A 19,795-nucleotide genomic window follows, 5' to 3' on the forward strand; every position below is an offset into this window, starting at 1 on the left:
CCGAGCTGCTGACATGGCCACCCTCGTCATCCCGCCCGCACCGACGCAAGGCGAGCTGATCCACCGCGTCACCTTCCGCCCGCGCACGGACCTGCCGGCCGCGTTCGGCCGGGGCACCTCCGCCGACTACGGCGCAGAGCACACCCGCTGGGCCAAGGTCACGCCCGTCGGCCTCCAGGCTTGGCGTGACGGCGTGCAGGTGGGCATGGGCGCCGCCGACACCGTCACCCATCGCATCGCGATCCGGTACAGCGCCGCGCTCGCGCAGATCGGCACCGACTGGGAAGTCAGCCACGGCGGCGCCCTCTACCGCGTCAAGCGCATGTCGGCGCTCGCTGGCAGGCGGGAATGGCTCATCGCCGACGTGGAGCAGATCCAATGAGCTGGGCCAAACGCAACCTCGAACGCGAAGGCGCGATCATCCACGTCAACGCCTACGGCCTGGAGAAACTCGACTTCAAGCGCGGCCCGCTCCGTAAGGCGATCCGTCGCGAAGCCCGCGCCGTTGCCAAGGCCGCACGCCAGCTCGTCGCGCGCACCGCCGTCAGCCGGCCCGGCGAGTACCCGGGCAAGGACACCGGCGCGCTGCAGAAGTCCATCACCGCCAAGCCCAGCAAGTCGGGCATGTCGGCCGCGATCTTCCCCGACCGCAACCTGCTCGGCATCAGCCCGAGCGACGACGGCTACTACCCCGCCATCCTCTACTACGGCGTGCGCGTCGGCGCCCACCGGCGCCGCGACCACCAGAAGCAGCACGACAACGGCGCCGACTGGCGCATCGCCCCGCGCAGCAACTACGTGCTCGACGCCGCCATCGCCCGCGAGATGCAGATCCGCGACGCCATCACCGAAGCCATGGCCGAGGGCCTGAAACACATCGAATAGCCGGAGCCGCCCTCATGCGCCTCAGCCTCATCATCGACGAGCTGCGGGCGCGCGCCCCCTCGTTCGCCGGCCGCGTCGCCGGCGCGGCCAGCTATCAGGCCGTCGCCGACAACGACCGCATGGCCGTGCCCTGCGCCTACGTCGTCCCCCTCGACGACGACGGCGGCGCCAATCGCTCCGCCACCGGCACCTGGCAGCAGATCACCGACGGCTTCGGCGTCGTCGTCGTCGTCTCCAACGCCCTCGACGAGCGCGGTCAGGAATCCACCATGGACGCCGTGCATGAGCTGCGCGCCGAGCTGTGGGCCGCCCTCATCGGCTGGGCACCGCCCGCGGACAGCGGCGATGACTACGACGGCATCACCTACCGCGGCGGCGGCTTGCTGCGCATGACGCGCGCGCGCCTGCACTACCAGTACGAGTTCGAGGCCGTGACCGAGCTGCACGGCGTCGTCGCCCCCGACGCCGCCACGCGCCAGGCGCGCGACCTCGCGGCCCTGCCGCCGCTGGATGGCATCGACCTCGTGCTCGACGCCATCCGTTCCACCAGCCCGCCGGCCCCGTCCGGCGGCGCCGACGCCACCCTCCGCATCGACCTTTCCACCAGCTAAGGAGCACGACATGCCCCTTTACATCCCCGGCGCGGGCCGCACCGTGCCCGACCCCGAGCGCGGCGGCGTCGTGCCGCCCGAGGGCCGCGACATCAACGCCGACGCCAGCTACTGGGCCCGCCGCATCGCCGATGGCGACCTCGTGCTGCCGTCTGCCACCGACGCCGCTGCTGTCGAGCCTGACGCCGCGCCCGCCACCGATACCGAGAGCGCGCAATGACCGTCTCGTTCAACAGCATCCCGTCCAACCTCGCCGTCCCGCTGTTCTGGGCCGAGATGGACAACAGCCAGGCCAACACGCTCACGGCCACCGCCAAGCCGTCGCTCATCGTCGGCCACAAGCTCAACAGCACGCCGGCGGCTGTCGGACAGCTGCGCCGCATCCTCAGCCTCGATGCCGCCATCGCCTACTACGGACGGGGCAGCATGCTCGCGCGCATGGCCGCCGCGTACTTCGCCTCCGACCCGTTCGGCGAGCTGTGGGCAATCGCGGTGGGCGAGCCCACCGGCGTTGCCGCCACCGGCACGCTCACCATCACCGGCCCAGCCACCGCCTCGGGCACGCTCACGCTCTACATCGGCGGCCAGCGCGTGCAGGTCGCAGTGCTGTCGGGCGACACGGCCACGGTCATCGCGGCGGCGGTTGCAAGCGCTGTCAACGCCGCCACGGATCTGCCCGTCACCGCCACCTCGTCCGCCGGCGTCGTCACGCTTACCGCGCGCCATGTCGGCCTGCTCGGCAACGACATCCGCATCATCGCCAACTACCGCGGCGTGCAGGGTGGTGAGGCCACGCCCACCGGCCTCAGCCTCGCCATCGCGCAGATGAGCGGCGGCAGCGGCGTGCCCACGTTCACGGCCACGGTGGCGGCCATGGCCGACAACGAGTTCGATTTCATCGCCTGGCCGTTCGCCGACACCGCTTCGCTCGACACCATCGGCACCGAGATGGGCGAGACCAGCGGTCGCTGGTCCTGGTCGCGGCAGATCTACGGCGTGGTGTACGGCGCTCGCCGCGATAGCCTCGGTTCGCACGTCACGTTCGGGCTCGCGCGCAACGACCCGCGCGTGAGCTGCTGGGCTGCCGAGACCAACCACCCGACACCGCCCTGGGAGATCGCGGCCAGCTATGCCGCGCGCAACGCGGCCTACATCCGCATCCACGCGGCGCGGCCCACGCAGACCGGCGCGCTCGATGCCGTTCTGCCGCCGCTCCCGTCCGACCGCTGGACGCTCACCGAGCAGCAATCGCTGCTCACCTCCGGTCTCGCGTGCGGCTATGTCACCAACGGCGTGCAGCGCATCACCCGTGCCGTCACCACCTACCGCACCAACGCGCTCGGGCAACCCGACAACAGCTACCAGGACAGCGAGACGCTGCACACCGCCGCCTACGTGCTGCGCACCCTGCGCTTGCGCATCACCGGCAAGTACGCGCGCCATCTGCTGGCCAGCGACGGCACGCGCGTCGCGCCGGGCGTGCCGGTCGTCACGCCGGCCGTGCTGCGCGCCGAGCTGATCGCCGCGTATGACGAGCTGGAGGCTGCCGGCTACGTCGAGAACGCCGACCTGTTCGCGAAGTACCTCGTGGTCGAGCGCAACGCCACCAACCCCAACCGCGTGGACGTGCTGTTCCCGCCGGACTACATCAACCAGCTGCGCATCTTCGCGGTGCTCAACCAGTTCCGGCTCCAGTACCCGGCCAACGCCTGAGCGCCGCGCGGCGCGCAATGAAAGGAGGCCCTCATGGGCAAGAGAACTGCTGGCGTCTGCTACCTGAAGGTGGACGGAGAACTGATCGAGATCGCCGGCGACGTTGAATGTCCGCTCACCGAGTTCAAGCGCGAGCCGGTCATGGGCGCCGATGGCGTCGTCGGCTACAAGGAAACGCCGGTCGCGCCCTACATCAAGGTGACCGGCATCACCACGCCCGGCTTCCCGATCGAGAAGCTTCGGCAGATGACGGACGGGCAGGGCACGGCGGAGTTCGCCAACGGCCGCGTCTATTCGCTGTCGGGCATGTGGTTGCAGGGTGACACGGGCGTCAAGAGCGAGGCCGGCACTGCCGACCTGGAGTTCTACGGCCTGAAGGGGCGCTGGCTGTGAGCAACAAGACCATCATCCCCCTCGAATCGCCGGTCACCATCGGCGACGACACCATCACCGAGCTGTCCCTGCGCCGCCCCAGCGGCAAGGACGTGCGGGAACTCGGCTTCCCCTACCGCCTCACCGCCATCGGCGATGTCGCGATCGACGCCGGCATCGCCTGCAAGTACGCCAGCCGCCTTGCGGCCGTGCCGCCGTCCACCATCGACGCCCTCGACCCGGTGGACATCAGCACTCTCGCGCAGACGGTGCTCGGTTTTTTCATGGCCTCTGCGGCGCCGACCCCGACGTCGCCGCAAGGCTCCTGATCGAGCAGCTGCACGACGTCGCGTACTTCTGGCACATCAGCCCGCTCGAAGTTCTCGCGCTGCCGCTCGACGACGCGCTCGACCTGTGCAAGCAGGCCGGGCGCATCGCGGAGCAACTCAACCGGGAGAAGTGAATGGCCGGCAAGACGTTTGACCTCAAAGTCCTCATCTCGGGCATCGACAAGCTGTCGCCGATGCTCTCCGCCACCGCCAAGAAGCTGAAGGACTGGAAGCTCCAGGCCGCAGCCTTCGGCAAGGGCGGCCTCGCGATGGGCGCCGGCGTCGCGGCCGGCCTCGGCGTCAGCCTGAAAGCGTTTGCAGACCAGGAGGATGCCGCCACCGGTCTGCGCGTCGCGCTCATGGGAGAGGGCGGCAAAGTCGCCGACGAGTTCGAGCACATCACCGCGCTCGCCAACAAGCTCGGCGACAAGCTGCCCGGCACCACCGCCGACTTCCAGAACATGATGACGACGTTGGTGCGCCAAGGCATCCCGGCGCAATCGATTCTCGATGGCGTGGGCGAGTCGGCCGCGCTGCTCGCGGTGCAGCTCAGGATGGCGCCCGAGGCTGCCGCCGAGTTCGCCGCCAAGATGCAGGACAGCACCAAGACCGTGGCGACCGACATGCTCGGCCTCATGGACGTGATCCAGCGGACGTTCTATCTCGGCGTCGATCCAGAGAACATGCTGCAAGGCTTTGCAAAGCTCAGCCCTGCCATGGACATGATCAAGAAGACTGGCCTCGAAGGCGCCAAGGCGCTGGCGCCCTTGATCGTCATGGCCGACCAGGCCGGCATGTCGGGCGAAGCCGCCGGCAATGCCATGCGCAAGGTGATTGCCGCCGGCTTCGACATGGAGAAGGTCCGCAAGGCCAATGCCATCGGCGCAAAGTCAGGCATCAAGCTCGACTTCACCAACGGCAAGGGCGAGTTCGGCGGCCTCGACAACCTGTTCAAGCAGCTCGACAAGCTGCGCAAGCTCACGACGCAGCAGCGCGTCGGGCTCCTCAAGGAGCTGTTCGGCGACGATGCCGAAGTGCTGCAAGCGGTGTCGCTGCTGATCGAGAAGAACGCCCTCGGCTACGGCGAGACGCTCGACAAGATGCGCGCGCAAGCCGACCTCAACACCCGCGTCGCCGCGCAACTCGCCACGCTCAAGAACCTGTTCGACGCCATGACCGGCTCGGCCGTCAACGGCCTGGCCGCGATCGGGCAGGCCTTCAGCGGGGAAGCCAAGCAGCTCGCCGAATTTCTCGGCGTCATGGCCAACCGCCTCACCGAGCTGGCCGCCACCAACCCGGCCGTCATCCGCACGCTGACGGCCATGGTCGGTGTGCTCGCGCTGGTCAAGATCGGCGCGCTTGGCGTCAGCTGGGGCATTGCCGCCATCAGCGCCGCCGCCACCATGTCGCCGCTCGGAATTTTTCTGCGCCTGGCCGCGCTCGGCGTCGGGCTGCTGCTGGCCAACTGGTCAACGGTCGGGCCGTTTTTCGCGCGGCTGTGGAACAAGATCGAGCCGGTGCTCACGCTGTTCTGGCACGGCCTGCTGGCCATCGTGGACTGGTCGCCGCTGGGGTTCGTCATCCGCAACTGGGAGCCGATCGTGCAGTGGTTTGCAAGCCTGTGGCAGCGCGTCCAGCCCTATGTGCAGCCGCTGCTCGATGGCGCCTCGTGGGCGCTCGGCAAGCTGGGCGCCGGCGTGGCTGCGGCCGACCAGCGCCTGCTCGCGGCCGGCCCGCGCGGCGGCCTGCTCGATGCCGCCACCGGCCGGCAGCAGCTCAACGGCGAAATCACCGTCAAGTTCGACAACGCCCCGCCCGGCACCCGCGTCGAAACCGGCCGCACCTCCCAACCCGGCGTCGCCCTCAACCCTGACGTCGGCTACCGCAGCGCCGCCCTCGGAGTCCCGTGATGAGCTGGAGAGACACCCTGCGCCCCGCCACCTGGCGCGGCGTGCCCATGCACGTCGAGGCCGACGACATGGCCGGTGGCCGGCGCGGCCAGCTGCACGAATACCCGCAGCGCGACCGCCCCTGGTTCGACGACCTCGGCCGCAAGGCCAGGACGTTCGCGGTCACGGCCTACGTCATCGGCGCCGACTACATGGCCGCGCGCGACGCGCTGCTTGCCGCGTGCGAGCAGGGCGGGCCGGGCACGCTGGTGCATCCGTGGCTCGGCTCGCTCACCGTCGTGCTCACCGACTACCGCTGCTCGCAGAGCCAGGCGGAGGGCGGCATGGCCCGGTTCGCGCTCTCGTTTTCGGAGACGGCCGAGCTGTCGTCGCCGTCCGCCACGGCCGCCACCGACTCGCAGCTCGCCACCGCTGCCGCTGCTGCCGGCGCCGCGTCGGTCGCCAGCGCCGGCAATCAGATCTCGATCGCCGAGCTGCCCGACAGCGTCGAGGGCTCGGCCATCACGTCGGTGCAGAACGCCCTGGCCGTCGTGCAGCACGCCTGGGGCGTCGCCAGCCCCGCCGGCATCATCGCCAGCGTGCAGACCCTGCTGCGCACGCCTGCCGCGCTCGCGCAGGGCATCGCCGACCTGTACGTCGGCATCACCACCGCCGACTACGGCGAGCTGCTGCGCTCGGCCTTCGGCGCCCTTGACCTGCTGCCGCGCCTGCCGCGCCGGCGCAGCACCGCCACCGGCACCCCCGCCGCTGTCCAGACGTCTGGAAACGATGCTGCCGTGCAGACCCTCGTGCGGCAGCAGCTGCTCGTCATGGCCGCCGCCTCGGTCGCGCGCATGCCCGAGCTGCCCGTCGCCGACGATGCCGAGCAGCTCGCGCAACGGATCGCCGCCGCCATCGACGGTGAGCTGGCCACCGCAACCGACGGCGAGTTCGCTGCGCTAGTGGACCTGCGCGGCGCCGTGCTGCGCGACGTTGCCACCCGCGCCCGCGACAGTGCCCGGCTGCGCAGCATCACGCCCGTCACGGTGCTGCCCGTCGCGGTGCTCGCCCACGACCTCTACGCCGATGCCACCCGCGCCGACGAGATCCTCACGCGCAACCGTATCCGGCACCCTCTGTTCGTGCCGCCGCGCGCGCTCCAGGTGCTCAGCACATGACCGACGACACCATCACCCTGCGCATCGCCGGCACCGACTACGGCGGCTGGCTCAGTGCCAGTGTCACCGCCGGCATCGAGCGCATGGCGCGCGACTTCACCGTGCAGCTCACCCGCGGCTGGCCCGGTGCTGACGTCAGCGCCCTCGGCCGCGCCGTGCGCCCCGGCGACGCCTGCGAAATCCGTATCGGCGCCGATCGCGTCATGACCGGCTGGATCGACGCCACGCCCATCGAGTACGACGGCGAGCGCGTCAGCATCACCATCCGGGGCCGCAGCCGCACTGCCGACCTCGTGGACTGCTCGGCCATCAACAAGCCGGGCCAGTGGCGCGGCAGCAGCGTCGAGGCCATCGCCGCCGCGCTTGCCGGCTCCTACGGCGTCGGCGTGCTGGCCGAGATCAGCACCACCCAGCCCGTGGCCGACCACTCGATAGAGCAGGGCGAAACGGTGCAGGAATCGCTCGACCGCCTGCTGTCGCCGCGCGGCCTGCTCGCCACCGACAACGCCGACGGCGACCTCGTGCTCATCGACGTCGGCAGCACGAGCACCGACGACATGCTCCGCCTCGGCGACAACATCCTGCGCGGCGCCGCCGACCTCGACGAGTCGCGCGTGTACCGCACCTACATCGCCAAGGGCCAGAGCGCGGCAAGCGACGGCGCCGACATCGCCGACACCTACGGCGCCTCCGCCACCGCCACCGACCCCGCCGTCACCCGGCCCCGCACCCTCATGCTGCGGCAGTCCGGCCAGGCCGACGGCACCACGGTGCAGCAGCGCGCCACCTACGAGCGCGACCACCGCCGCGCCCGCGCGCAGGCCACCACCTACACCGTGCGCGGCTGGCGTCAGAGCAGCGGCGCGTTGTGGCAGCCCAACCGCCTGGTGCGCGTGCGCGACCCGCTCATCGGCTGGGATCAGGACATGTTGATCGTCGAAGTCACGTGGTCGCTCGACACTTCGGGCCAGCTCACCCGGCTGCTCGTCGGCCCGCGCGCCGGCTACATCACGCCGGTGCCGGTGCAGCGTTTGAAGAAGGCCCGGAAGGTGCCCTATGTCGAATGACCGCCTTGTCGCGCGCATGCTCGCGCCGCTCGTCCGCCGCGTCGGCAACCTGCTCGCGCGCGGCGTGCTCACCGGCAGCAGCACCGCCGACGGCCTGCCCCGCGCGCAAGCCCGGCTGCTCGCCGACGAGACGCGCGACGCCCTCGACGATCTCGAGCGCTACGGCCTCGCCAGCGCGCCGCTGCCCGGCGCCGAAGTGCTGGCCGCGTTCGTTGACGGCGACCGCGCCCACGGCGTCGTGCTCGCCATCGCCGACCGGCGCTACCGCATCCCGCTCGATGCCGGCGAGGTCGCGCTGTATGACGACCTCGGGCAGAGCGTGCATCTCACGCGCGACGGCATCGTCGTGCGCGGCGCCGGGCAGCCGATGCTCATCACCGACACGCCCACGCTCACCGTCGACGCCGCCATGCATGTGACCGGCGCCATTACGTGCGACGCCGCCGTCTCGGCCCTGGGCGACATCACCAGCGCCGCCAACATCGGCGCCGCCGGCAACGTCACCGACCAGGACGGCGCCCACTCGATGGCCGGCATGCGCACGCTGTACGACGGCCATCACCACACCATCACCGGCGTGCGTGCCGGCACCGACAGCGTCACCACCGACCCGCCGACCGAGCAGTCTTGACGCCCGAGAGGCCCCCATGCTCTACACCGCTACCCCTGCCGCGCTCACTGTTGGCGGGCGCAGCTACACGCCCGCGCTGCATCCCGACGCCAAGCTCGCCCGTGCCGTCGCCATCAGTCTGTTTTCCTGGCGCCGCGCCAACGACGACGACGAGCTGCCCGGCGACGAGCGCATGGGCTGGTGGGGCGACAGCTACGCCGACGAGTCCGGCGACCGCATTGGCTCGCGCCTCTGGCTGCTGGCCCGAGCCACGCTCACCCAGCGCACCCTCGACCTCGCGCGCGAGTACGCCGTCGAGGCGCTCGCCTGGCTCACCGCCGACGGCGTTGCCACCTCCATCGATGTGACCGTCGAGCGCCTCGGCCTTACCGCTGCCGGCATGACCGTCACCGTCAACCGCGCCTCGGGCGGCCCGCTCGCGCTGCGCTACGACGACCTCTGGACCGAGATCCGCAATGGCCTATGACCGCCCCACGCTCCCGGCGCTGATCACGCGCATCAACGCCGATCTGCTCGGCTCCCTCGGTACCGGTGACGCCCTACGTCGGGCTGAGGCCCCGGTGTACGGCCGCGTCATCAGCTATGCCGTCCATGGCTTGTACGGCTACCAGCAGTGGGCCGCCGCGCAAGCCATCCCGTCCACTTCCGATACGGAGGCGCTCGATCGCTGGGCCAGCATCTGGCTGGCAGGTGGGCGCAAGGCCGCAACCACCTCTGCCGGCACGCTCACGCTGACGACCACGGCTGGCGCCGTCATCACAGCGGGCCGCCGTGCCGTGGCGCTCGACGGTGTCGAGTACGTCGTTACCGGCAGCGTCACTGCCACCGGCAGCAGCACCACGGTCAACATCGAGGCCATCGAGGCCGGCGCCGCTGGCAACCGTGATGCGGGCCAGGTGCTCACGCTCGTGTCTCCCATCGCTGGCGTGCAGGCTGCCGGTATCGCCAGCGCGCTCGTCGGCGGCGCCGATGCCGAGACCGACGACGACCTGAGCGCTCGCATCACCGCCCGCATCCAGTCCCCGCCACAGGGCGGGGCCGAGGACGACTACGTGGCGTGGGCGCTCGAGTGCGACGGCATCACGCGCGCCTGGGTCACCACTGCGCCGCCCTACGTCTACGTGCGCGTCATGGCCGGCAGCGCCATCCCCAGCGGCGCGCAGGTCGCCGCCGTGCAGAGCTACATCGACGCGCCATCGCGCCGGCCCGTCACCGCGCGCCTCGTCGTGCTCGCGCCGGTGGCAGCGCCCCTCAACCTCGTCATCAGCGATCTCGTGCCCGACACCGCCTCCGTGCGCATGGCCGTGGCCGAGGCGTTCGAGGCGTTCATTTTGGCCGAGGCTGCGCCCGGCGCGACGATCACGCACTCGCGCCTCGTGCAAGCGCTGTCATCGGCGGCCGGCGAGACGTCTCACACGCTCGTGAGCCCGGCAGCCGATGTCACGCATGCCGTTGGCGAGATCGCCACGGTGGGCACCATCACCTGGAGCTGATATGGCGTTTGCTGATCTGACCGGCCGGCACACGCTGACGGCTGTAGGTGGGGTGACACAAGTCACGTCAGGCCGATGGGGCCCGGCCGCTCAGCTGGATGGCTCGTCCGGGTACATCGACGTTACGGACAACCTAGGCGATTTCGCGATCGCATCGTCTGGGACGCTGGAGTTGGTGTTCCGCACATCGGTGCTTGGCCCCATCATTGACTTCGTCAATCAGTTGGTGCTGTTCGGCGCGTACAAGTCCGATGGCACGCGGTTGCTTGAGATCGCGCTGCAACGCAGCGGTACGACCGGGCGCGGCATCATTGTTACCGCTTGGTACGGCGTATCGTCGTCATTCACTTTTGACTACGCTGATGCGGCAAACCATGTCATCGCATTTAGTGTGCAAGCCGGTGCCGGACTGGTGCACATCGATGGCGTCCTGGCCTACAGCCATCAGTACACGGCGTCGACGGCTACGACGCCTGCATACGTGCGCATCGGCGCGTCGCGACTCAGCGCCACGGCCACTGGATTTTTCCCCGGCGTGATCAGTGACGTGCGTTGGACGCCGGGCGTGCAGCGGTACACGTCGGGAGCTAGCTACACGCCAACCCAGCCGACTTACGACGCGGCAGACCCATACTACTCGTCCGTCCGCCTCGCATCGACGCTTGGTGCAATCAACGCCGCTCCGGTGCTGACCCCAGCTGCGCCCGCGCTGCCCATCGTCAGCAGCGCTGACACCGACCCAGCCGGCACCACTGTCGCGGCGCTGCTCGGGACATCGGCGAGCGATGCCAACGGCACACCCCCCGGCATCGCAATCACGGGCTGGACCGGCGCGGCAGGCGCATGGCAGTACCGCCCCTCGGGCGCCAGCACCTGGACCTCGATCGGCTCCGTGAGCGAGTCCGCCGCGCTGCTGCTCGCGTCCACCACCGCCATCCGGTTGCTGCCATCGGGCACGGCCACCGGAGTGGCGAGCCTCACGTATCGCGCGTGGGACGGCAGCAGCGGCAGCGCCGGCGGCATGGCCAGCGTCGCCAGCTCAGGCGGCAGCACCGCGTTTTCGGCGGCGAGCGACACGGCCACGGTCATCGTTGCCGAGCCCGTCGCCGTGCAAACGCTGTCGTCCGCGTACGTGGCCGCGCTGCATGCGCTGCTGCCGCGCGGGCCTGCCTGGCTCGATGCCGATCCTCTGCTCGCCGGCGCCGCGGCCGAATGCACGCGCGTGCATGACTCGGCCGATGCCCTCGTGCTCGACATGTGCCCCGTCACCACCACGGCGCTGATTGGCGAGTTCGAGGGGCAGGCAGGCATCACGCCCGACGCCGGCGCCACGCTCGCGCAGCGCCGCGCGGCCGTCGTCGCGCAGTACGCGGCGCGCGGCGGTCAGAGCGTCGGCTACTTCGTCGGGCTCGCGGCTTCGGCTGGCTACACCGTCACGGTCGAGGAGTGCCGTCCATTCGAGCTGGGCCGCTCGGCCATGGGCGCGCCGCTCGGCGAGACCGAGTGGCATTACACGTGGATCGTCCGCACCGCAGCCTGGCTGCCGTCGAGTCTGCGGCGCCTGCTGCTGCGCTGCGCGCCAGCCCACACCTATCTGCACTACGACATGGGGTCATGACATGTACCAATACGACCACGCCACCGCCGTCGCCGCCCGGCCCGCGCGCGGCAGCGCCGGTACCGCCGGCTGGTTCACCGACGGCGATGCGGGCGTCAATCTCCCGCCCACGGTGCTCGTCGCCAATTTCCTGAACATGCTCCAGGCCGAGCTGCTCGCGGTGCTCACCGCCGGTGCCGTCACGCCGTCGAAAACCAACGACGCGCAGTTGCTCGCGGCGATGCAGGCACTGTTCTTGGCCAAGACGGCCAAGGCCGCCGACAGTGAGTTGCTCGACGGCCTCGACTCGACCGCATTCGTGCGGCGTGATGTGTACCCGGGCGCCGCGCCGATCTACGCAGTGCGAGCGTGGTGCGAGTTCGTCGAGGCATCCGATGGCGCAATCACGCTCATCGGTGGCGGCAATGTCGCCAGCGTCACGCGCAACGCGCGCAACGACTACACGCTCACGTTCGATGCCGATATGCCGTCGGCCGGCTACGGCCTGCATGTGACTGCGGCCCAACTCGATCCGTCGCAAAGCGGCCCGTCGGCAACGATGACCGGCGGGCTGCACATCTCGGCCGGCACCCCGTCGCTCAAGTCGGCGCACGCGGTCCGGGTGCAGATCTCCGACAACAACGCGGACGCGACGATCGTCGCCGCGCGCGTCTCGGTCTCGATCATCTGCTGACACGTTGCTGTTTCCCTCCCGCGCTTGCGGTAACCCTGGCCCGCTCTCCGGCGGGCTTTTTTTCGTCCACAGGAAGCCCATGAACCAGTCAGCAGAACACGCCTCCACCGCCGCAGACATTGCCGCCCGCGCGCTGCCCGCCGCGCCTCCGGTTGCTGTGGGCGCTGCCAACCTGATGGGGATCCCGCTACCCGACATTGTGCAGTGGGTCACCCTCATCTACCTGATCGTGCTGATCGCATCGAAGATCGTCGAGATCTGGCGTGGCGTGCGTTCCAGTGCCGGGGTGAAGCCGTGATTGCCCCGACCGACGACACGCTCGCCCAGCTCTGCGCGCTCATCAAGCAGTTCGAGGGCCTGAGCTTGCGTCCCTACCTGTGCCCGGCCGGCGTGCCCACTATCGGCTACGGCTCGACGCGCTACGAAGACGGGCGGCGCGTGGATCTGGCAGACCCGCCGATCGCGCCCGCGCGCGCCGATGCCATGCTGGAGCGCGACGCGCGCGCGGCGATGGCGGATGCGCTCGCGCTGTCGCCGGGGCTGAGAGGGCCGCGGCTCGTGGCCATCGCGGACTTCGTCTACAACCTGGGCGCCGGCGCTTACGGCAAGAGCACGCTGCGCCAACGCGTCGACGCGGGCGACTGGCGCGGCGCCGTGACCGAGATCAACCGCTGGGTGAACGCGAACGGGAAGCCGCTCGCCGGGCTGGTGAAGCGGCGCGGCGCCGAGGCGCGGCTGCTGGAGGGCGCGTGATGGACTGGCAAGAGATTGCAGCCGATGTCGGCAAGGCCGCGCCGCTGCTTAGCTCGCTGCTCGGCGGGCCGGCCGGCGGGGCTGTCGGTGCGCTGGTGTCGTCCGCGCTCGGCACGCCGGCCGGCGATGCTCAGGCGGCCGCGGCCGCGCTCGCCGACCCGGCGGCGGCGGCCCGGCTGCGCGAGATCGAGACAACGCACATCGAGCGGCTTCAGGCCCTTGCTGTGCAGGCGGCACAGCAGCAGCTTGCGGCCGATACCGCCGCGCTCGCCACGGCCGCGCAGGATCGCGCGAGCGCGCGGGCGATGCAGACCGAGACGCGCGACATCACGCCCCGGTTGCTGGCCGGCGCCGTCGTGCTGGGCTGGTTGTGCGTGCAGGGCTGGCTGCTCGGGCACACGGTGCCGGCAGACATGCGGGAGATCATCGCCAGGCTGCTGGGCACCCTCGATGCCGCGTTGTGCCTAGTGCTGAACTTCTACTTCGGCAGCTCGGCAAGCAGCCGCGCGAAGGACGCGGCGCTCGCGGACGCGGCACGCGCCAGCGGGTAGGTCAAGGGTGTGCCCCGCTGGGAACATTGCCACCCACGGACGACGCGAGCGACGTCTTGAAGCAGCTCAACCAACCACGGGGCACGGGTGAAAGTGTAGTGCGCCATCGTGGTCGGTCGGTAGTTCCTGCCTCATCGGGATGCTGAGGCTGCGCACGGCCGAGAAGGTCAAGGGCGTGGCGCGCTAAGCCAGCACATTGTGCTTCGCGAGCATGATCCTGCGGCGCTTGCTGAGCTTCCTTTGGCAGGGGCTCAAGAGCTGGCGATCCGGCCCAAACAGCGACAGCTGCATTCGTCTGGCGACAGCTTCCAGTTCCGGCGCCGCTACGGCAGGCACTTCCACCTCCTTGAAGCTGGCCTCCAGCCGCGCCACGATCTCCGCGTTCATCGAACGGTTGTTGGCCTTCGCGGCCTCGGCAATGCGGTCGCGCATGCCGTCGGGGAAGCGGACGACGAACTGTTCGGCGGTACGGCTCGGCGGTTTCTGATCGGTGCTCATGCACGCATGTTATCGACCGCAAAGCAATTTGCGATGATCGCCACTTGCGATGATATGAATTCACTACTACGATTCTTCTGCCGTTCCGATAGTGACCACGCAGAGGAAACCGTGAGCCAGCAACCCGAACCCACCCAGCCGCCGACGCGGCATTACCAACTTCGCTTCCTGCCTGGCGTGCGCGAGGCCGTCCAGCAGTACGCCGCCGAGCAGGACCGCAGCCTCAACTGGGCAATCAACGATCTGCTGAAACAGGCCGTGGGCCTCAAGGCGGCCAAGCAATGAGCCTTGTCCGCATAGATCGCGACGGCGAGCCGCGCGCCTCGACGGAGGTCATCGCACGCGGATTCAAGGTCCAGCACAAGAACGTGCTGGAGCTACTGCGGCGACACGAGGCTCGGTTCGATGTGTTCGGACAAGTCGCGTTTCAAACGCGACTTAACCGGCAAGGCAGCGCGACCGAGTTCGCGATGCTCAACGAGCAGCAGGCGGCCCTGCTCATCACCCTCATGCGCAACACGCCTGAGGTGCTCGACTTCAAGGTTCTGCTGATCCAGGAGTTCTTCGAGCTGCGCAACGCGCTGCACCGGCGCGAGCAGAACCTGTGGAACCAGATGCAAGAGGCGCTGGCGCGTGAGGCGCAGTCCGCCGTCCGTGCGTCGTTCGGCTCGCACCTGATGTTGCAGCGCCGCCGGGAGTTGCCCGGCCTGAAGACCGAGATCGAGCGCCTGAACTCGCAGTTGCACCCGCGACTGTGGCTCGACTCATGAGCGCAAAAGAAAACGCCCCGGCTGCAGGAACAGCTGAGGCGTCTGTGAAGCAGTGACCCCAAACCCGTAAAGAAAGAGGCACCACATGGATGCTAGCACCCAGCCACCCAGCCGCAAGAAGATGGACATCGCGCGCCTGCACGCGGTGATCGAGGACATGGACGCGATGGCGCAAGACGGCTTCTCGCGTATCTCGTCGCTCGTTGAAGTGCTGCTGTGCGCGATGGAATCGACGACCCGCTACCCCAGCAACTCGTCGATCGCCCACACGCTGCTCACGATCCAGAGCATCGCGGACGACAACGAGAACGGCGTGAACAGCCTGGCCGAGGACATGGGCTGCAACTTCATCGACGACCGCCAGCGCGCGCGCTGGAACGCGGAGGAGAAGGCCGAGGAGCGCCGGCCACGCATGGCGACGACCGCTCAGGCGGGGGTGGCCCATGCGTGACCTGCAAATCTTCCAGTTCCAGGCTGCGCAGGTGCGCACGGTGGTCGGGGAGGGCGGCGAGCCGCTGTTCGTCGGCAAGGACGTGTGCGACGTGCTCGGCTACACGAACGCCAACAAGGCGATGAACGACCACTGCCGTGGGGTACCGATTCGTTACCCCATCGTCGATAGCCTGGGCCGTCAGCAGGAGGTCCGCGTTCTGACCGAGGGCGACGTGATGCGGCTGGTCGTGCGCAGCAAGCTGCCGGCCGCCGAGAAGTTCGAGCAGTGGGTGTTCGACGAGGTGCTGCCGGCCATCCGCAAGACGGGGCGCTACGGCGCGGCGCCGGCGCCTCAGATTCCGCAGAGCTTGCCCGAAGCACTGAGGCTTGCTGCCGACCTCGCCGAAGAGAAGGCGCGGGTCGAGGCCGAGAAGGTGAGGGTGGAAGCCGAGCTGTCGCTCGCGGCTCCCAAGGCCGCCGCGCTCGACCTGATTGCTGCCGGCGACGGCGCCAAGACCATCACCGAGGTGTCGAAGGAAATCGACGTCAAGCGCGACACGCTCACGACGTGGATGCACGCGAACCGCTGGATCTACCGGCAGAACGGATCGTGGGTGCCGTACGAGTCGCACATCCGGAACGGCTACCTCAAGTACAAGGAGGTGTCCTTCCCGGACCCCAACACCGGGGAGCAGCGTTTCAAGGCGTACTGCCACGTGATGCCGAAGGGCTTGGCCGCGCTCGCGAAGCATTTCGCCCAGCCGGCGGCGGCATGAGTGCTCTCGATCTCTGGAAGGTTGGGCGGCGGTGCTCGAATTGCCAAGCCTTCGAGACTGAAGCGTCCGAATGCCTGAACGGCTTGGGCGTCATGCAGCCCGATGGCGTGTGCGAGCAGCACCGGTCGATTGAGGAATCGAAGGCTGACGACGAGGCGATGCAGCGATTCCGATCGTCGATCGGTCTGCCTCCGATGCGTTGATGAGGGCCCGCTACGTGCGGGCTCTGTCCGTTTACTTGTCGATCAAATTCGAGATGAAGGCCTGAACGCGCTCTAACACGGGATCCAAGTCAATGCCGAAGAGCGCGGACAACGCTTGTCTCACCAACTCGTGAATTACCCGCTGCCGCGCGTATCCGATGATCCAACTGCTGGCATTTCGAGCAAGAGCGAACCATCGGCCATTTCTTTGCGAACTGGTGCAAGTGGGGGGAGTGGCAGGCTGCGAAGATGTTGCTACGCTGGATAATTTGTTTCTATTTACAATTTTAATGGGCGCATTAGCCATTTTTTTACCTCTTAGTTCAATGGTTTCTATGGTCCGTCAGAAATTAATAGCGACGGTATATCGGGCTGAAATAATTAGCCCGGCCGATCTTATACAGCAAAATGCACCGACTGTCAAGACTTTTCTGGTTCGGCTATAGCATCTAGCTTCGGTCCACGCGCTTGGCAGATTCTAAGCATTGATAATCCGCGCCCACGCAACAGCCGGTCGCCTCGATGCAATCCCACCTCACCGCGCGCCTGTTCGGTGCCGCCGTCCTCACTCTCTCCGCCTTCACCACTCACGCCGCCGGCTTCGCCGACTGCCCGCAGTTCTTCCCCTCCGGCCGCGCGCCGCAGATCCCGAACGCTTCTGCCCGCGCGCCGCGCGAGCTCTGCTTCGACGCGTTCGCCGTCCTGCATTCCGGCCAGTCGAAGACGCCGATCTTCTCGGTTGAGCGCCTGACGCGTGAGCAGCTGGCCGACGCAGCGGACGAGGAGCGCACGAACCGCTTCTATCCGGAGGCGCGGCTGCCGAGCGCCGATCGCGCCCAGCTCGACGACTACCAAGGCAGCGGCTTCGATCGCGGCCACATGGCGCCGGCGGCCGACATGCCGACGGCTCAGGCGATGGCGCAGTCGTTCAGCCTCGCGAACATGGTCCCGCAGGCACCGCAGAACAACCGGCGCGCCTGGGCCGCCATCGAAAAGGCGACACGCCAGTACGTGAAGCGCGCGGCGGGCCCGGTGTTCGTGTTCAGCGGGCCGGTGTTCGAGGGCCGGGCCGAGACGATCGGCCCCGATCGCGTCTGGGTGCCGAGCTACCTGTTCAAGGTCGTCTACGACGCCAGCACGCGGCGCGCCTGGGTGCACTGGATCGCGAACACCGATGAAGCCAAGGCCGGCAAGCCGATCAGCTACAGCGAGTTCGTGAGCCGAACCGGCCTCGACCTGCTGTCCGGCCAGGTCGTGAGCGACTGAAAGTCAGAGGCCTTCGCCTACTTGCGTGGCAGCACCTTGCGCGAATTGGCAGAAGGCCGGCTGGACAATTCCAGTCGTGAATCGTGGGGGCAATGACGGGGCCGGAAGGGTGTGTCACCGGCCTCGAAATCAATTGAGAACGATTCTCTCCGCGTGCGATTTCACGTGTGATTTACGTGCGATTTCGGAGCCAATTCCATACAACCCCATACGACAAAGAAAAACGGCCGCCCTAGTTGGGCGGCCGTATGAGGCTGTACAGCATTGCGAATATTGGTGGAGGCGGCGGGAATCGAACCCGCGTCCGAAAGTCCTCTACAGACAGCTCTACATACTTAGCCAGCTTATTTGATTTAACCAGCCCGTCTCGAAGTGGCACGATCCGTTCTGGCGAGTCACTAAGTTTTCGAACCGGACCCCGCAACATGATCCGACCTTAGCCTTCGTAATATGACCCCACCACCGGTTACCCGGCACAGCCCGAAGGCGAACTGCTGTGAGGCTCACCGGCAATTAAGCGGCGAGGGCGAAACGTTCGTCGTTCGCAGTTACTTCATTTCCAGTGGATTTACGAGCGAACTGGTGCTCGGTATGCCCTGCGCTGCTTCGCAACCCCCGTCGAAACCAGGTCGCCCCCAGCGGGAAACGAAGACTATCACGGCCGTGGCGTTTCAGCCTTCGTGTCCATGTCAGATCCGGGTTAATGCGGTAATCAATTGGCTTGGAGCCGAAACAACGAGATCCGGCTGCCAGTCGTCCGGATTGTGTCCCGAGCAATAACCGTAGGCCGCAGCCACCGTGACCATTCCGGCCGCGCGTCCGGCAATGACGTCGCGCTCGTCGTCGCCCACGTAAGCGCAGTCCGCCGTCGCCGCCCCGAGTTGCGCCGCCGCATGCAGCAATGGCCCGGGATGGGGCTTGGCAACCGCGAGTGTGTCGCCCGCCACCAGTACGCCCGCCCGCGTGGCCAGGCCCATCGCTTGCATGAGCGGCGCCGCAAAGCGCATGGCCTTATTGGTCACCACGCCCCAGGCGACGCCGGCCGCTTCGAGCCTTGCCAGTGTTTCCTCAATTCCATCGAACACGCGCGACTGATCCGCCAGCGTGCGCGAATAGTGGTCGAGAAATGCCTGCTGCAATTCAGCATAGTCATCATCCTCGGGCTTGATGCCGAGGGCCGCGCCGATCAGGCCGCGCGCGCCATGCGATGCCCAAGGGCGCAGCGACTCGAGCGGCAGCGGCGGCATCGCCCGCTCAGTCCGCAAAAAATTCGCGGCTCCGGCCAGATCGGGCGCCGAATCAACAAGCGTGCCGTCCAGATCAAAGAGCACTGCGCGAAAGCGGAATTTCACGGGCGGCTGCATGCGACGAGGTAATTCACGGAAAGCGACGGTCCGAGTGAATAGACGCGCGTCAGCGGGTTGTAGTGGAGACCGATCATGGCATCGACTTCCAGCCCTGCCTGACGCGCATAGCCTGAGAGTTCGGACGGCTTGATGAAGCGCTGGTATTCGTGCGTGCCGGCCGGCAGCAGGCGTAGCAGATACTCGGCACCGATGATCGCAAACAGATAACTTCTGGGATTGCGATTGAGCGTGGAGAAGAAGACCTTGCCGCCCGGCTTCACCAGACGAGCACACGCTGCGATGACCGACGCCGGCGAGGGCACGTGTTCGAGCATTTCCATGCAGGTCACGACATCGAAGGACTCGGGCTCCGCGGCGGCCAGGTCTTCGGCTGAGATCTCGCGGTAATCGACGGCCACGCCCGATTCGAGGCTGTGTAGCTTGGCAACCTTGAGCGGCTTGCGCGCCAGATCGATGCCGACGGTCGTCGCGCCGGAGCGGGCGACCGATTCGGTCAGGATGCCACCGCCGCAACCCACATCGACGACGCGCTTGCCTGCCAGCCCACCGCAAAGCGAATTGATCCAATCCAGGCGAATCGGATTGATCTCGTGAAGGGGTCTGAACTCGCTATTCGGATCCCACCAGCGATGGGCGAGTTCACTGAATTTCTGCAATTCGGCCGGGTCGACGTTGCTCATGTGATTTGACGGTACAAAGAAAAAAAGGCCCTGCGAACAG

The 19,795-nt window shown here is 67.9% G+C and carries 28 protein-coding genes and 1 other RNA gene; 25 read left to right on the plus strand and 4 right to left on the minus strand.

Annotation, left to right across the window (positions count from 1 at the left end):
- Positions 1-13 precede the first annotated feature (13 nt).
- The 18 genes from H566_RS0107645 (at position 14) to H566_RS0107735 (ending at position 13,763) form a co-directional block, all read left to right on the plus strand.
- Positions 14-382: a phage head completion protein gene (locus H566_RS0107645; protein ID WP_028310979.1), complete on the plus strand. Its 369-nt coding sequence runs from the start codon at positions 14-16 to the stop codon at positions 380-382.
- Positions 379-885, plus strand: a complete 507-nt coding sequence (locus tag H566_RS27335; RefSeq protein ID WP_051378327.1) for a hypothetical protein — start codon at positions 379-381, stop codon at positions 883-885. Before H566_RS0107645 ends, H566_RS27335 begins: the two co-directional genes overlap by 4 nt.
- Before the next feature lie 14 nt (positions 886-899).
- Positions 900-1,496 (plus strand): phage tail terminator protein, encoded by a 597-nt coding sequence (locus tag H566_RS0107655; protein ID WP_028310980.1) that lies wholly within the window; start codon positions 900-902, stop codon positions 1,494-1,496.
- A 10-nt stretch (positions 1,497-1,506) separates the two neighbouring features.
- Complete coding sequence (locus tag H566_RS0107660; RefSeq protein WP_028310981.1) at positions 1,507-1,716, plus strand: DUF2635 domain-containing protein; 210 nt, start codon at positions 1,507-1,509, stop codon at positions 1,714-1,716.
- Complete coding sequence (locus H566_RS0107665) at positions 1,713-3,209, plus strand: phage tail sheath subtilisin-like domain-containing protein (protein WP_028310982.1); 1,497 nt, start codon at positions 1,713-1,715, stop codon at positions 3,207-3,209. The genes H566_RS0107660 and H566_RS0107665 overlap by 4 nt, the downstream gene beginning before the upstream one ends.
- 33 nt (positions 3,210-3,242) lie before the next feature.
- Positions 3,243-3,602, plus strand: a complete 360-nt coding sequence (locus tag H566_RS0107670; RefSeq protein WP_028310983.1) for a phage tail tube protein — start codon at positions 3,243-3,245, stop codon at positions 3,600-3,602.
- A complete protein-coding gene (locus H566_RS23660; protein WP_211238056.1) occupies positions 3,599-3,910 on the plus strand; it encodes a phage tail assembly protein in 312 nt (103 codons plus the stop codon). The genes H566_RS0107670 and H566_RS23660 overlap by 4 nt, the downstream gene beginning before the upstream one ends.
- Positions 3,911-4,044: 134 nt before the next feature.
- Entirely contained in the window at positions 4,045-5,820 is a 1,776-nt protein-coding gene (locus tag H566_RS0107680; protein WP_028310984.1) for a phage tail tape measure protein, read from the plus strand.
- Entirely contained in the window at positions 5,820-6,977 is a 1,158-nt protein-coding gene (locus H566_RS0107685; RefSeq protein ID WP_028310985.1) for a DNA circularization protein, read from the plus strand. Before H566_RS0107680 ends, H566_RS0107685 begins: the two co-directional genes overlap by 1 nt.
- A complete protein-coding gene (locus H566_RS0107690) occupies positions 6,974-8,044 on the plus strand; it encodes a phage baseplate assembly protein (protein ID WP_028310986.1) in 1,071 nt (356 codons plus the stop codon). The genes H566_RS0107685 and H566_RS0107690 overlap by 4 nt, the downstream gene beginning before the upstream one ends.
- A complete protein-coding gene (locus H566_RS23665; protein WP_051378332.1) occupies positions 8,034-8,675 on the plus strand; it encodes a phage baseplate assembly protein V in 642 nt (213 codons plus the stop codon). Before H566_RS0107690 ends, H566_RS23665 begins: the two co-directional genes overlap by 11 nt.
- Before the next feature lie 16 nt (positions 8,676-8,691).
- The gene (locus H566_RS0107700; protein ID WP_028310987.1) at positions 8,692-9,141 is read left to right on the plus strand and encodes a phage GP46 family protein; all 450 of its coding nucleotides are present in this window, start codon (positions 8,692-8,694) and stop codon (positions 9,139-9,141) included.
- Positions 9,131-10,168: a baseplate J/gp47 family protein gene (locus tag H566_RS0107705; RefSeq protein ID WP_028310988.1), complete on the plus strand. Its 1,038-nt coding sequence runs from the start codon at positions 9,131-9,133 to the stop codon at positions 10,166-10,168. Before H566_RS0107700 ends, H566_RS0107705 begins: the two co-directional genes overlap by 11 nt.
- A gap of 1 nt (position 10,169) precedes the next feature.
- Positions 10,170-11,786, plus strand: coding sequence for a putative phage tail protein (locus H566_RS28125; RefSeq protein WP_169732500.1), 1,617 nt, complete (start codon positions 10,170-10,172; stop codon positions 11,784-11,786).
- A 1-nt stretch (position 11,787) separates the two neighbouring features.
- Complete coding sequence (locus H566_RS23675; protein ID WP_034410972.1) at positions 11,788-12,459, plus strand: hypothetical protein; 672 nt, start codon at positions 11,788-11,790, stop codon at positions 12,457-12,459.
- Between the two features lie 79 nt (positions 12,460-12,538).
- On the plus strand, positions 12,539-12,757 hold the full coding sequence (locus tag H566_RS23680; RefSeq protein WP_034410973.1) for a hypothetical protein: 219 nt from the start codon (positions 12,539-12,541) through the stop codon (positions 12,755-12,757).
- Positions 12,754-13,212, plus strand: a complete 459-nt coding sequence (locus H566_RS0107730) for a lysozyme (RefSeq protein WP_028310990.1) — start codon at positions 12,754-12,756, stop codon at positions 13,210-13,212. Before H566_RS23680 ends, H566_RS0107730 begins: the two co-directional genes overlap by 4 nt.
- Positions 13,212-13,763, plus strand: coding sequence for a hypothetical protein (locus tag H566_RS0107735; protein WP_028310991.1), 552 nt, complete (start codon positions 13,212-13,214; stop codon positions 13,761-13,763). The genes H566_RS0107730 and H566_RS0107735 overlap by 1 nt, the downstream gene beginning before the upstream one ends.
- A 183-nt stretch (positions 13,764-13,946) precedes the next feature.
- Here H566_RS0107735 and H566_RS30345 read toward each other — a convergent pair whose 3' ends face one another.
- Positions 13,947-14,261, minus strand: coding sequence for an Arc family DNA-binding protein (locus H566_RS30345; RefSeq protein ID WP_028310992.1), 315 nt, complete (start codon positions 14,259-14,261; stop codon positions 13,947-13,949).
- A gap of 111 nt (positions 14,262-14,372) precedes the next feature.
- Here H566_RS30345 and H566_RS29395 point away from each other — a divergent pair, with 111 nt between their 5' ends.
- The 7 genes from H566_RS29395 (at position 14,373) to H566_RS0107775 (ending at position 17,708) form a co-directional block, all read left to right on the plus strand.
- Complete coding sequence (locus H566_RS29395) at positions 14,373-14,546, plus strand: hypothetical protein (protein WP_169732501.1); 174 nt, start codon at positions 14,373-14,375, stop codon at positions 14,544-14,546.
- Positions 14,543-15,031, plus strand: a complete 489-nt coding sequence (locus H566_RS0107750) for a Rha family transcriptional regulator (RefSeq protein ID WP_028310993.1) — start codon at positions 14,543-14,545, stop codon at positions 15,029-15,031. The genes H566_RS29395 and H566_RS0107750 overlap by 4 nt, the downstream gene beginning before the upstream one ends.
- Positions 15,032-15,116: 85 nt before the next feature.
- Positions 15,117-15,482, plus strand: coding sequence for a hypothetical protein (locus H566_RS0107755; protein ID WP_156924333.1), 366 nt, complete (start codon positions 15,117-15,119; stop codon positions 15,480-15,482).
- Complete coding sequence (locus H566_RS29400; RefSeq protein ID WP_051378336.1) at positions 15,475-16,239, plus strand: phage antirepressor KilAC domain-containing protein; 765 nt, start codon at positions 15,475-15,477, stop codon at positions 16,237-16,239. Before H566_RS0107755 ends, H566_RS29400 begins: the two co-directional genes overlap by 8 nt.
- Positions 16,236-16,442 (plus strand): hypothetical protein, encoded by a 207-nt coding sequence (locus tag H566_RS29405; RefSeq protein WP_028310995.1) that lies wholly within the window; start codon positions 16,236-16,238, stop codon positions 16,440-16,442. Before H566_RS29400 ends, H566_RS29405 begins: the two co-directional genes overlap by 4 nt.
- Before the next feature lie 158 nt (positions 16,443-16,600).
- A complete protein-coding gene (locus H566_RS28870) occupies positions 16,601-16,888 on the plus strand; it encodes a hypothetical protein (protein ID WP_156924334.1) in 288 nt (95 codons plus the stop codon).
- Between the two features lie 76 nt (positions 16,889-16,964).
- On the plus strand, positions 16,965-17,708 hold the full coding sequence (locus tag H566_RS0107775; RefSeq protein WP_028310996.1) for a DNA/RNA non-specific endonuclease: 744 nt from the start codon (positions 16,965-16,967) through the stop codon (positions 17,706-17,708).
- A gap of 274 nt (positions 17,709-17,982) precedes the next feature.
- On the opposite strand, the gene ssrA is transcribed toward H566_RS0107775, so the two are convergent.
- The 3 genes from ssrA to ubiG form a co-directional block, all read right to left on the minus strand.
- Positions 17,983-18,345: a transfer-messenger RNA gene (ssrA, locus tag H566_RS28140) on the minus strand.
- 52 nt (positions 18,346-18,397) lie between these two features.
- Complete coding sequence (gene gph / locus H566_RS0107780; protein ID WP_028310997.1) at positions 18,398-19,072, minus strand: phosphoglycolate phosphatase; 675 nt, start codon at positions 19,070-19,072, stop codon at positions 18,398-18,400.
- Entirely contained in the window at positions 19,057-19,755 is a 699-nt protein-coding gene (ubiG, locus tag H566_RS0107785; protein WP_028310998.1) for a bifunctional 2-polyprenyl-6-hydroxyphenol methylase/3-demethylubiquinol 3-O-methyltransferase UbiG, read from the minus strand. Before ubiG ends, gph begins: the two co-directional genes overlap by 16 nt.
- Positions 19,756-19,795: the final 40 nt, after the last annotated feature.

The sequence above is a fragment of the Derxia gummosa DSM 723 genome, from assembly GCF_000482785.1.
Lineage (GTDB): Bacteria > Pseudomonadota > Gammaproteobacteria > Burkholderiales > Burkholderiaceae_E > Derxia > Derxia gummosa.